At 45.2% G+C, this 13,375-nt stretch carries 10 protein-coding genes; 5 read left to right on the top strand and 5 right to left on the bottom strand.

The genetic code is table 11. From position 1 onward, the window contains the following. Positions 1-11 precede the first annotated feature (11 nt). A complete protein-coding gene (locus tag QQL36_RS06755) occupies positions 12-1,412 on the top strand; it encodes a RagB/SusD family nutrient uptake outer membrane protein (protein ID WP_321569359.1) in 1,401 nt (466 codons plus the stop codon). A 117-nt stretch (positions 1,413-1,529) separates the two neighbouring features. Here QQL36_RS06755 and QQL36_RS06750 read toward each other — a convergent pair whose 3' ends face one another. Together QQL36_RS06750 and gatB are read right to left on the bottom strand one after the other, a co-directional pair. After that, positions 1,530-2,678: a TlpA disulfide reductase family protein gene (locus tag QQL36_RS06750; RefSeq protein WP_083723008.1), complete on the bottom strand. Its 1,149-nt coding sequence runs from the start codon at positions 2,676-2,678 to the stop codon at positions 1,530-1,532. A gap of 12 nt (positions 2,679-2,690) precedes the next feature. Further along, positions 2,691-4,145, bottom strand: coding sequence for an Asp-tRNA(Asn)/Glu-tRNA(Gln) amidotransferase subunit GatB (gatB, locus tag QQL36_RS06745; RefSeq protein ID WP_321569358.1), 1,455 nt, complete (start codon positions 4,143-4,145; stop codon positions 2,691-2,693). A gap of 325 nt (positions 4,146-4,470) precedes the next feature. Between gatB and QQL36_RS06740 the strand changes: the two genes are divergently transcribed. Continuing rightward, a complete protein-coding gene (locus tag QQL36_RS06740) occupies positions 4,471-5,823 on the top strand; it encodes an aldehyde dehydrogenase (RefSeq protein ID WP_321569357.1) in 1,353 nt (450 codons plus the stop codon). A 79-nt stretch (positions 5,824-5,902) separates the two neighbouring features. Here QQL36_RS06740 and QQL36_RS06735 read toward each other — a convergent pair whose 3' ends face one another. After that, the gene (locus QQL36_RS06735) at positions 5,903-6,946 is read right to left on the bottom strand and encodes a PDZ domain-containing protein (protein ID WP_321569356.1); all 1,044 of its coding nucleotides are present in this window, start codon (positions 6,944-6,946) and stop codon (positions 5,903-5,905) included. A gap of 115 nt (positions 6,947-7,061) precedes the next feature. Next, positions 7,062-9,677 carry an alanine--tRNA ligase gene (alaS, locus tag QQL36_RS06730; protein WP_321569355.1) on the bottom strand — a complete coding sequence of 872 codons (2,616 nt, stop codon included), beginning with the start codon at positions 9,675-9,677 and terminating at the stop codon, positions 7,062-7,064. A 290-nt stretch (positions 9,678-9,967) separates the two neighbouring features. On the opposite strand from alaS, the gene QQL36_RS06725 reads away from it, so the two are divergent. The 3 genes from QQL36_RS06725 (at position 9,968) to QQL36_RS06715 (ending at position 12,214) form a co-directional block, all read left to right on the top strand. Further along, positions 9,968-10,939, top strand: coding sequence for a M23 family metallopeptidase (locus QQL36_RS06725; RefSeq protein WP_083730139.1), 972 nt, complete (start codon positions 9,968-9,970; stop codon positions 10,937-10,939). A 126-nt stretch (positions 10,940-11,065) separates the two neighbouring features. After that, positions 11,066-11,692 carry a MerR family transcriptional regulator gene (locus tag QQL36_RS06720; protein WP_235643989.1) on the top strand — a complete coding sequence of 209 codons (627 nt, stop codon included), beginning with the start codon at positions 11,066-11,068 and terminating at the stop codon, positions 11,690-11,692. Between the two features lie 9 nt (positions 11,693-11,701). Next, positions 11,702-12,214, top strand: coding sequence for a hypothetical protein (locus QQL36_RS06715; protein ID WP_143709156.1), 513 nt, complete (start codon positions 11,702-11,704; stop codon positions 12,212-12,214). A 69-nt stretch (positions 12,215-12,283) separates the two neighbouring features. On the opposite strand, the gene QQL36_RS06710 is transcribed toward QQL36_RS06715, so the two are convergent. After that, a complete protein-coding gene (locus QQL36_RS06710) occupies positions 12,284-13,375 on the bottom strand; it encodes a mechanosensitive ion channel family protein (protein WP_321569354.1) in 1,092 nt (363 codons plus the stop codon).

Below are 13,375 nucleotides of genomic sequence, written 5' to 3'. Positions count from 1 at the left end.
ACTGCTGAAACATGAGAAACTCTATCATTTATATATTCCTTTTACTATCTTTTACTGCCTGCAATGATAAGCTCACATTATCGCCAGCAGTACAACTGCCTACTGAAGATGCACTTACTGATATTGCCGGGGTAAATGCCGGTATCAGCGGTATGTATGCAGGTATGCGTTCCGTGAATTATTATGGACGAAATTTTTTAGTGATACCTGAATTGGCTGCTGATAATGTATACTTGTCTGCGACTAACAGTAATCGCTTTCCTTCTACATTTCGTGTCACCTGGCTCACATCTGACGGGGATATCACAAACCTCTGGAATCAGACATATACTGTCATGCTGAGAGCAAATAATATCATCAACAGTATTCCTGCATTAAAAGATGGTACAGATGCAGAAAAGAATAGTGCATTAGGTCAGGCGTTGTTTGTCAGAGCACTCACACATTTTGATTTGCTGCGGGTTTTTGCACAGCCGTATGCTATTGGTGGTGGTAGTGCACCGGGCATTCCTGTTATGACTAAATTTGAAGTAGGCTCTCCTGCCAGAAATACTGAGGATGAAGTGTATACACAGATCATCGATGATCTTACACAAGCGAAATCATTACTGGAAAGTGATGCCGGCAATCCATATAACGCAAACGCATATTCGGTATCTGCATTGCTCGCAAGAGTATACCTCTATAAAGGTGATAATGCAAATGCTGTAACGGAATCTTCTGTAGTAATTAATTCAGGTGAATATGCAATAGTCACCGCAAAAGATTTACCAGATTTCTACAACACACCTGGTACAAGTGAAGATATTTTCACACTCAGGGTATTGTCTACTGAATCATTAGGTTCTGATGATGTAGGTAGAATATATCTGAAACCCGGTTATGGAGACATTCGGGTGTCACCAGATATCGTAAAAGTATTTGATACTGATGATGCACGCTACACATCATTTATACTGCCATTTAGTGGAAGCCCTACTGAATATGAAAATGAGAAATTCTATGGTCAGGATGGGATTTCAGGATTGTATAGTCCTAAGATATTACGTATCTCAGAGCAATACCTGATACGTGCAGAAGCAAATGCAAAGCTGGGTAATTATGCAGCTGCTATTGAAGATGTAAATGCTATTCGTGCTAATAGAAAACTACCTGATCTCGTTAATATTCCTGATGCAGATGTACTTGCAAATGTACTGTTAGAGAGAAGGAAAGAATTAATGTTCGAAGGGCATCGTTACTTCGATCTGTTGAGGAACAAACAGGATATTGTAAGAACATTTTGTGGTGATGCAGTGGAGTTAAATACACCTGCCTGTACGTATCCTGCTACCTCACCAACAGTGATCCCACCGATACCTCAAAGAGAAATAGATGTAAACAAAAACATACAACAAAACGCCGGGTACTAAGAACCCTACATTTCAGCTGCACAACAAACCCGCATTTGCCGGCCGCAGGCCCCAACCCCAAACATGAAACGCTTTTGCCGTAGGCAAAAGCGTTTCATGTTTGATATTAAATCCCAGTTATTTTATCACTTCTTTCAACTTCGCTTCCAGCGCCTCTCCTCTCAATCCAATTCCCAAAATCTTCCCGCCCGGATCCAGCAACATATTCGTCGGAATAGAATTAATTCCATACAAAGGTACTACCGCAGACTCCCAGAATTTCAGATCACTTACATGCGTCCATGTCAAACCATCTTTCTGAATCGCCTCTACCCATGCTTCCTTCTTCTTATCCAAAGACACACCCAGTACAGTAAAGTTTTTATCCTTATAAGCATTAAACGCCTTCACTACATTCGGATTTTCCATACGACAAGGCTGACACCAGCTCGCCCAGAAATCAACCAACACAAACTTACCTTTGAAAGAACTCAGACTTACCATCTTCCCAGAAGGATCTGGCAAAGAGAAATCAGGTGCTACCTGACCCACCTGCAATGCAGTCATATTCGCATCTACTTCACCAGCCTGTTGTTTCAGCATCTGCTCCAGTTTACCAGTTAATCCAACTACCAATGAGTTAGTAGGGAAATGGCTCTTCACTTCAGCAATTTCTTTTCCACTGCTCATCAAAGACTGTGGATTGATCATGCTCAGTGCAAACGCAGCAACAGCAGGGTTTTTGGAAGTAGTAGCTGCATGCATTACAAAATCAGTTACTTCTTTTTCTTTTGCTTCCAGTACGCTGGATTTTGCCTGTATCACGCTATCACCGGCACCGCTCTTCGCCATGCTATCCAGTGCCATACTTTCTTCTGTCAGTGAACGGCTTTTAGAGCTTACATCATTGAGCAGCTGTTGCAGTTCAGAAGAAGCTTCAGCATTTTCAAATTTTACCAGTTCCAGGTTATTCAGATCACCAGTCACAGTCATGGTACCTGCATCCAGTGCCAGCAGAATGAAGTGCTGTTCATCTTCGCCAAAGCGAATACGGTACAGTCCCTGTTCTGGCAGCATACCTTTCAGGGTAAACTTGCCACTGGCATCTGTCAGTGTCACAGAATCCACTATTTTCAAGGTATCCATAGACAGTTCTTCCAGTACAACAGTACCTAAAGGCGCATTATCAATTTTGCCATTGATCACGAAATTCCCTTTCTCGGTTTGCTGGTGACAACCCGCCAGTACAAAACCGAAGGCTATCGCCCATAATGCTAATTTCTTCATATAGATCAGTTGTTATTTAAGTTTTTCAGCCAGCAGCTGGTTGGTCAGTTTTGGATCGGCTTTGCCTTTGGATGCTTTCATGACTTCACCCACAAACAGGGCCATCAGGCCTTTCTTCCCCTTGCGGAATTCTGCCACCTTATCAGGGTATTTATTTAATACCTCATCAATGATGGGGGAAATATTATCTGCATTATTATCCTGCAACAGGTTGAGACGGGTAGCTATTTCCAGCGGTGCAGTGGCCGGTTCCAGCAACAGTTCCGGGAATATGCGGGAGGAGGCGATGGAGAAGCTCACTTTACCATCTTCCACCAGCTGAATAAGGGCAGCCAGCGCCTTTGCAGGCAGCGGAAAGACCGTCATGTCAATGCCCTTTTCATTGAGGGTGGATTTCACTGGTCCCAGCAGCCAGTTAGCTACTGCTTTGTGTTTTGGAATCTGCGTTACCACCTGTTCAAAGTAGTCAGCAGTGGCTTTGTCGTCACAAATTACTTTGGCATCGTAATCAGAGAGTCCATATTGCTGTACATACTTGTGCACCAGTGCTTCAGGCAGCTCAGGCAGTGCTGCCCGAATGCTTTCGAGGAATTCGTCGGTAAAAAAGAAGGGGGCGAGGTCCGGCTCAGGGAAGTAACGATAGTCATTCGCTTCTTCCTTGGAGCGCAGGGAGTAAGAACCACCACTGCCAGCGTCGAAACCGCGGGTTTCCTGTACGATTGTGCCTCCACTCTCTACGAGGGTGATCTGGCGTTTTATTTCACCTTCTACCGCGCGTTTTACATTGCGGATAGAGTTCAGGTTTTTTACTTCTACTTTAGTGCCTAGTTTGGTCTCGCCTTTCAGACGGATAGAGATGTTGGCATCACAGCGCATGCTACCTTCCTCCATGTTACCATCGCACACATCTACCCACCGTACCAGGCGGCGGAGCACCGTAAGGAATGCATATACCTCATCGCTGCTGTGCAGGTCCGGTTCAGTCACAATTTCCAACAGGGGTACACCAGCACGGTTTAAATCGACCATGGTAAAGTCCGGATCCTGGTCATGCATAGATTTTCCGGCATCTTCTTCCATATGGATGCGGTTCAGCTGTACAGCTCTTTCACCATCGGCAGCAGGGATCACGACGCGGCCACCTACACAGATAGGCGCCGTATGCTGAGATACCTGGTAGCCTTTCGGCAGGTCAGGATAAAAATAGTTCTTGCGGGCAAAGTAGTTTTCCTTTTCGATGTGGCATTCACAGGCCAGACCCAGCCTAATGGCATATTCCACGGCCCTTTTGTTTAGTTTAGGCAGGGTACCCGGGTGCCCCAGGGTAATTGGGCTGATATGCGTATTGGGAGCGCCTCCGAAAGCAGCACTGTCACCACAGAATAGTTTACTCTCTGTTTGCAGTTGGGCGTGTACTTCCAGGCCTATCACTACCTCATATTTGTCAAAATCGATGCTTGCGCTCATATTATTATTATGCTGTGAACGCAAATATAGAAAATGACGGGTAGAAAGGGGAATGTTTACCGTTTTGAAACGTAATATTGAATTTTAACAAAATTTTATTAAACTTGCACTTGCAACTGTTTAATCTGTATTTCCACTTTTTTGGGACCACTTGCCAGATCATTTGGCCTATATTCTCCTGACGCCACTGATATTTAACCTTTTTCCTGTTTAAAGCGGTAATTAGCCACTGTGCGTAGCGATTTCGACGTTGGGACTTACCATTTAACCACTATTTATCCCTATTCTGGAAATACGGGTTGTGCCTTTTTAGTAACTTTCAAGCATGAGCATTGAAAATATTTATCAGGCACAGCAGGCCTTTTTTGCCTCCGGCGCTACGCTCCCTTACGCTTACCGCCGTAAGCAGCTGAAGCTGCTGAAAAAGGCTGTAAAACGCTACGAGCGTGGTATCATGGCTGCCCTGTATGCCGATTTACACAAGCCTCCTATGGAAGCCTTCGGCAGCGAGGTGGGGTTGGTGTATGGTGAAATCAAGTACTGCTTAACACACCTGAAGCGCTGGATGCGCCCGGAACCCGTAAGCAGTCCCTTCATGCTTTACCCTTCCAAAAGTAAAATTCACCGGGCACCACTGGGCCAGACCCTCATCATTGGCCCCTGGAATTATCCTTTCAGTCTGATCATTACCCCACTCATTGGCGCCATTGCCGGTGGTAACTGCGCTATTCTGAAACCTTCAGAAATGGCGCCTAATACAGCTGCTGTAATTGCCTCTCTTATACAGGATACCTTCGCCCCTGCCTATATCACCGTTGTAGATGGAGAAGGCCGTGAAGTGATTCCGGAGTTAATGCGACACAGGTTCGATCATGTATTTTTCACCGGCAGTACGAATGTGGGTAAGAAAGTGTTGGAAATGGCGGCCCCTCACCTCACCCCGGTCACACTGGAACTGGGTGGCAAATCTCCCTGTGTGGTAGATGATAAGGTGGATATACAGATAGCTGCCAAAAGGATCATTTGGGGCAAGTACTTTAATGCCGGCCAAACCTGCATAGCACCGGATTATGTACTGGTGCACGCCAAGGTAAAAGAGGACCTCATCACTGCCATGAAAAAGACCATCACCAGCTATTATGGGGAAAATCCGGCCCTCAGTAAACACTATGCCCGTATCATCAACAAAAAGCGATTCGATACCCTCCATAGCTACCTGTCAAAAGGTAAAATTCTGCATGGTGGAGATACTGATCCTTCCACTTTGTACATCGGCCCTACCCTCATGGAAAATGCAGCGATCGACGATGAAATATTCGGCCCCATCCTGCCCATCATGACTTACGAACACCTGGGCGATGCCATTCAGTATATCAAACAGCATCCAACTCCACTATCACTCTATGTATTCACAAATAGAAGCAGTACGGAAAAGACGCTCATCGAACAGTTGAGATTTGGGGGTGGTTGTGTAAACAATGTATTAGGACATTACACCAATGTAGAACTGCCCTTTGGTGGTGTGGGATACAGCGGTATGGGGCAATACCATGGCAAATACAACTTCCTGACTTTTACCCATGCCAAAGCCGTGATGAAAACCGGTACCTGGCTGGATATAAAGCTGAAATACCCTCCCTATCGCGGGTTGGGATTGCTGAAAAGGCTCATGAAATAATGACATAAAATGTAAAAAGAGGTTGCCTCCGCTCATGGAGACATCCTCTTTTTACTAAAGGCGGAACAATATGCTTGCCCTATAAATCCGCTTTATGCAATCTCTTTGGTACTTTCACCTGTAAGGTCTGTGTTTTTCCATCTCTCTTCACCTGTACATCCACAGTGCCCTTATTCTTATTTTCCCTATACGCATTTGTCACATCGCGGGTAGAACTGATGCTGGTTCCAGCCAGGGAGGTGATGATATCTTTAGGTTTGAAACCTGCTTTTTCTGCAGCAGAACCTGGGGCTATGGTCAGTACCACAGCGCCATTTCCATCTTCAGTGTCTTGTACAGACAGACCCAGTTTCACATCATTTTCACGACGGTCATCCCTGTTGAAACTACGTGGCCCACCACGATCGTCATCTCCACCTTCATCTTCACGGAAGTCAAAACGACCACCATTTGGCGGCATCATACGGAAGAAATCTTCCGGCCCATCATTGTCATCACGACCACGGTTGAAACCAAATTCAGGTTGCTTCCTTTCATCCAGTGTCACGTTAGCAGTGCTTTCTTTCTTATCACGCAGGTAGGTCACAGTCACTTTATCGCCAGGTTCGTGCTTACCAATTTTCTCAAATAGATCTTTGGGTTCTTCGATCTTATCAGCATCTACTTTTGTGATCACATCACCTACTTTCAAACCAGCTTTATCAGCGGGACTTTCTTTAGACACATCTTTCACAGTCGCACCTGCAGCTTCTTTCTTTTCAGTCAGTACACCCAGCAGCGCTTTGCCTGGACGAATGTTGTCAGGTCCTTCACCGAAGAACTGCATGCTACGGTGTTGCGGCATGTTAAAGTTGAAGTTGTTGCCATCCATCGGACGGATCTTGCGGCGGTATACAGAGATGTCTCCATCCTTGTAGGATTCCAGTTTCTCACCATCTACCAACACATTACCATCCTTGATTTCGACTGTTACTTTTCCGTCCTTATTGCTGTTTCTTTTGATAATGATCTCGTCGTACTCACCCAGTTTATCGCCCTTGGGTGCTGGTTCCTGCGCGTAAGCCATACTAAAGGTAAGGCAGGTGAAACCCGCTAAAGCGAATTTTTGTAAGAGCTTATTCATGTTTATATGATTTACAAGGGCAAATTTATAGGGGGGAGGTATAAAGGAAAAGTTAAAATCGACAAGGGGGAAATGAAAAGCGCCCTCCGGTCGGAGGGCGCTATAGAAAAGAATTTTAGAGTATCTCTTTTACTGCTTTGATCACCTGATCCAGCTTATCAGTTTCCTGACCACCGGCAGATGCGAAGGATTTCTGACCTCCGCCGCCGCCTTTGATGAGGCCGGAAATTTTCTCCTTGATAATTTTAGGTGCTTCCAGTCCTTTGTCGGCCACTAAATTATCAGCGATCATCACTGCTACGTTTGCTTTACCACCTACATTGGCAGCGAAGACAAATACGTAATCAGTCAGTTCTGTTTTCAGCTGGAAGCACAGCTGCTTCAGTGCGTCGGCGCTGTTCACGCTCACAACGCTACCGATGAAGTTGATGCCGTTTACTTTCTCTGCTTTTTCCAGCAGACCTGCAGCAAGTTGTTTTACCTTTTCCTGTTCAAAGACTTCCAATTGTTTTTCCAGACCAGCTTTGTCAGCGATCAGGGTTTCAACAGCCTTGACTGGTTCTTTTGGATTTTTCAGGACTGCTTTCACCTCTTTCAGCTGTTGCAGTTGTTCATTTACAAAAGCCAGTGCATGAGCGCCGGTTACACCTTCAATACGGCGTACACCTGCAGCTACTGCGCCTTCAGAGAGGAATTTGAAGAGACCCAGTTCGCCTGTGCTACCAATGTGGGTACCACCACAGAACTCAACAGAGTAGTGTGGATCCATGATCACCACGCGTACAATATCGCCGTATTTTTCGCCGAACAGGGCCATAGCGCCCAGTTTCATTGCTTCTTCTTTAGGCAGTTCCTGTATTACGACAGGGATATTAGCGCGGATCTTTTCATTCACGATGTCTTCGATCTGCGCCAGTTCTTCGTCAGTCACTTTTGCAAAGTGAGAGAAGTCGAAGCGGAGGGCTTCAGGGTTTACCAGCGAGCCTTTCTGTGCTACGTGTGTACCCAGTACCTGGCGCAGGGCAGCGTGCAGGAGGTGAGTAGCAGAGTGGTTCAGGGTAGTCTGCTGGCGTTTATCTTTATTGATAGTCGCGGTGACAGTGGTATTGATAGTAGCAGGCAGCTTGTCGGTAAAGTGAACGATCAGGTCGTTTTCCTTTTTGGTATCAGTTACGCTGATCTTTTCACCATTGAAATCCAGTGTACCGGTATCGCCCACCTGTCCGCCACTTTCAGCGTAGAAAGGGGTTTGGCTCAGTACGAGCTGGTATTGTTCTTTGCCTTTAGCTTTGATTTTACGGTACTTGGTTACTTTGGTATGGGTGGTATCCAGGCTGTAACCTACAAAGGTGGTACCGCTGTCTTCGAGGATGGTCCAGTCGCCCATATCCAGTTCGGTAGCGGCGCGGGAACGGGTTTTTTGTTGCTCCATAGCAACTTTATATCCCGCTTCATCTACTTGGAAGCCATTCTCAGAAGCGATCAGGCTGGTCAGGTCAAAAGGAAACCCATAGGTGTCGTAAAGTTCAAAAGCAGTCTGTCCATCCACCAATTTCGTCTTACTGTTTGCTGCAATAAAGTCCTCGATACGACGGATACCACTTTCAATAGTACGAAGGAAGTTATTTTCTTCTTCGAAAATTACTTTCTTCACAAAGTCCTGCTGCTGAATCAGTTCTGGAAATACACCGTCGAACTGCTGTGCAAGTACAGGTACGAGCTCATGAAGTAAAGGCTTTTTGCGATCCAGGAAGGTAAAATAATACCTTACAGCCCTACGCAGTATACGGCGCACTACATAACCGGCACCAGTATTGGAGGGCAGCTGGTCATCTGCAATAGTAAAGCAGATAGCGCGGATGTGGTCTGCCAGTACACGGAAAGTGACATCTTTTTTGCTGTCAGTTCCCTCGTATTTAGCACCAGTCAGTTTTTCGATATGATCAATAGTGCCAGAGAACACATCTGTATCGTAGTTGGAAAATTTACCCTGAATCACCCGTACCAGTCGTTCAAAGCCCATCCCTGTATCCACATGCTTGGCTGGCAGGGGTTGCAGGCTCTGATCCTGCAGGCGGTTGAACTGCATGAATACATTGTTCCAGATTTCGATCACCTGCGCATTGTCGCCATTCACAAGGGTAGCACCATCTACCAGTTTCCTTTCGGCATCCGGACGGCAGTCTACGTGAATTTCAGAGCAAGGACCACATGGACCAGTGTCACCCATTTCCCAGAAGTTATCCTTTTTATTACCCATAAGGATCCGATCTTCAGAAATGTGTTTTTTCCAGAAGTCGTAGGCTTCCTGGTCTTTTTCCAGATTCTCAGACGCATCCCCTTCAAAAATAGTGACATAGAGACGGTCTTTGGGTAATTTATACACTTCCGTAAGCAGCTCCCAGCTCCAGGCAATTGCTTCTTTCTTGAAATAATCGCCGAAACTCCAGTTACCCAGCATTTCGAATAACGTATGATGGTAGGTATCGATACCTACATCCTCCAGGTCATTTTGTTTACCTGTTACACGGAGACATTTCTGGGTATCGACCACTCGCTTCCATTCCGCGACTTTGTTCCCAAGAAAGTAGTCCTTAAACTGAACCATACCTGCGTTCGTAAACATCAGGGTTGGGTCGTTTTTTAATACAACTGGAGCGGATGGCACTACGTGGTGCCCTTTGGATTTAAAAAACTCCAGGAATTGCCGGCGAATCTCGGAAGCAGTCATAAGTATTTGAAAAAATTAGTATGTATTATAATTTTGTGTCACCTAAATGGCTTTAATTTGTATTTTAAGCCAACTAGTGGTGTTTAGAAAATTGACACTCAAAAGATTGCCCTTTTAGTCTAATTCCCTTAGGTTTGCACACCCTGTCGCACAAGCGAAAGGTGTGCAAAAATATTGAAAAAGTCAGAATGGCGAAGAATTACTGAAAAGCCGCACCCAACTTCATCCTCATTGTATGAATAGCCCCCCAGATAGAATTTACTACTGCTGTTAAAGCATAAGCCCGGCACATGAAGAAGGTTAAATACTTTTATAATACTCAAACGCTCAAATACGAAAAACTCGTAGTATCGCTGCGCGTAAAGGTATTACGAATACTAGGATTTGTTTCAGCCGCCATTGTCACAGGATTTATTTTTCTGTCCATATCTTATAGAGTGCTGGATTCCCCAAAAGAGAAAAACCTGCGCCGTGATCTGGAAGTGATGAACGAGAAATATGAAGAAATGCAAGGCCGTATGAAGGAAGTCAAATCCCAGCTGGCCGAACTGGAACACCGTGATAATGAGATCTATCGCGTCATATTCGAAGCCTCTCCTATCCCTGATAGTGCCAGGGCCGGCAATATGGCCAAAGAAGAAGAGCTATCCCAGATGGCTTCTTTTTCCAGCAGCGAAATCATTGCCAGCACAGGCGCTTTGCTCCAGGAATTAGTGCATCGCATTGGTATTCAGGCTAAATCTTATGAAAAGATTGATGACCTGGTAAAAAATAAACAAAAAATGCTCGCTTCTATCCCGGCCATCCAGCCGGTTTCCAACAAAGACCTGAAGCGTATCGCCTCCGGTTTTGGATATAGAATCGATCCGATATACAAAACTGTAAAGTATCATTCCGGTCTTGATTTCGCAGCTCCTGCCGGTACCCCCATCTACGCCACCGGCGATGGTGTGGTGGAAGAAGCCAGCATGAGCGATGTAGGCTATGGTAACCATGTGGTTGTAAACCATGGATATGGGTACAGAACCCGCTATGGCCACATGCTTAAGATAAAAGTAAAAACAGGTACAGCTGTAAAACGTGGCGACGTACTAGGTTGGGTAGGAAGTACAGGTAAGTCAACAGGCCCTCACTGCCACTACGAAGTGGAAAAGAACGGGGAAAAAGTAGACCCTGTGTACTTCTTCTTCAATGACCTTTCTCCGGAAGAGTTTGACAGAATGCTGAAGATAGCAAGGTCCGGCAACCAATCATTTGATTAATAAATACATAAATTCTTATAAGAAATCCGCTTCGGCCACCCGCCAAAGCGGATTTTTTGAATATATACCCAAAGTAGAAAAATTAAACTACCCCGGAATTTTGTAATTTGGTATTCATAAATGGATATGATGCAACAGCTGGATCTATTTTCAAACCTGGAGCCTAAAAAACCAGACCCTGCGCCCCCCATTCCCGAAAAGGAACCGGAGCCGCAGCAGAAACCAGCTGTGGAGCGACCTAAGATGGAAGAGAAGAACGATTTACCAAACATACCCAGCAGGATACAGGTACAGTTACCTCCTGATATACCACCACCAGTGGCGGTATCCAGCCAATCTGTAACTGCCTCCCAGCCTCCCCAGAAGAAACGGGGACGCAAATCGCTGAAAGAAGTGGCCGACGATCCGGACCTGATCAAGACACTGGAAGCAGTGCCGCTTGACAAACAATACTATTCCATAAGTGAAGTAGCAACGATGTTTAAAGTCAATACATCGCTGATCCGCTATTGGGAAAATGAATTCGATATACTCCAACCTAAAAAGAATAGAAAAGGCGATCGCTTGTTCCGCCAGGAAGATATCCAACACCTGAAACTGATCTATCATCTTTTACGTGAGCGTAAGTACACTATCGAGGGTGCGAAGCAAAAGTTAAAAGAAGATCGTAAATTGGCAGCCCGTAATTTTGAAATGGTACAGGCTTTGCTGAAGGTAAAAGGATTTTTAACCGAACTGAAGGAACAATTATAAAAATAAATTATGCGATTGAAATTATTACTCATGGGGGCATGCCTCCTACTTGCCACTACCTTATCTTATGCACAATCCACAGCATCTAACGGAAGAAAGGTGCTGAAAGGCAAGATCGAAATGAAAACATTGATGAACGATAGCTCGTTTGCCTGGTTCTATGCCGGTGTAAACAAATATCAGCCCAATGAAAACATGCTGAATTATATCAAGGACAATCGTGGTAAATTCACTGTGGTAGCGATAATTGGTACCTGGGATGACGAAAGCCGCCGCCTGTTGCCAGCCCTCTACAAGATCATGATACTGGCAGGTAGCCCTGATGAACAGATCCACACTTATGGTGCTGACGAAAAGCTGCAAACAGGTACACAGGCAGGCTACCAGACAAAGAAACTACCAACTTTCATCATCGTTCGTGATGGAAAAGAACTGGGTCGTGTTAGCACTGACCTGCAGGATACACTCGAAGGCGATATCGCCAGAATCCTGCTGAAAGCAAACAGAAAAGATAAAGATTGATATAAAAGAAACTAACAAAAAAGCCGTCTCAGGATCCTGAAACGGCTTTTTTTATGCACAGTGGATAACTTATTTCTCGTGTATCTCCACCGTTGTACTGGATAATTTTACACCATGGCTTTCCAGTATTTTTATAAAACCAAGGTTGATCTCACTTTTCAATTGATTGAAAGGAACCCCTTCAATCACATTGGTGAGGTAAATAACCTGTATCACGTACGTATCTTTAGTAAAGTCGTTCAAATTCACAATAAAGCCGTCTGCTACTTTATCATGCTGTTTCAACAGGGCTTTGAAATCCTGTAATACTTTCAGCAGGTTATCTGCAGCCGTATCACCCGCTACTTCCAGGCGAAATACCGCCCTTTGCTGCGTACGCAGCGAAATATTATCCAGGATGCTGTCTACCATTTTCTTGTTGGGAACAGTCACAAAGGTTTTGTCCTGGGTGCGGATGCGTGTACTGCGCAGACCAATCTTTTCTACAGCACCCTGGTAAGTATCTACCTTCACGGTATCTCCTACCCGGAAAGGCTTATCGAAGAAGATGATGAAAGAACAAATCAGGTTTTCAATACTTTCCTTGGCAGCGAGGGCGAGGGCCGCAGCACCGATACCAAGACCCGCAATAATTTTATTGACCAGCACCGCCCCAAAAAGGATCCTGATAAAGGCAATGGCACCAAAAATAAAGACGATGGCTTTGAAGAAATCCCTGAAGAACACGATGAACTGGTTGTCCGTCTTATCATGTAGCAAATCGGCACTCTTGCTGATCATCAGCGACACGAAATCGATGACACGGAGAATGATCCAGATGATGGATAATGTAAGCGCGAGTTCCAGCAGTGTACTTAATATCCCCTTCAGACTAAACCCATTGTAAACAGTGATGTTCAGTTCCGGTGGAAAGTTCAGGTGATCGATCGTGAGCATGAAGGCGACCAGCAGGAAGAAGTATTCCAATGGTCGCAGCAGCAGGTGGGAAAATTCATGTTGGTCGATGTCAGGTGCCCACTTTCTGACTTCTTTGAAAAGGAGATTGGCCAGCCATTGTGATAGATACCGTTTTATCATCGATACAAACAGTAGCACAATAGCCAGAATAAAGTAATTCTGGATTGGGTTGCCAAGAATAACCTGGTCTAGTACATTGGTCAT

Origin of the sequence: Chitinophaga sp. LS1 (assembly GCF_034274695.1) — a bacterium.
GTDB lineage: Bacteria > Bacteroidota > Bacteroidia > Chitinophagales > Chitinophagaceae > Chitinophaga.
This window is presented reverse-complemented; position numbering and strand designations above follow the sequence as displayed.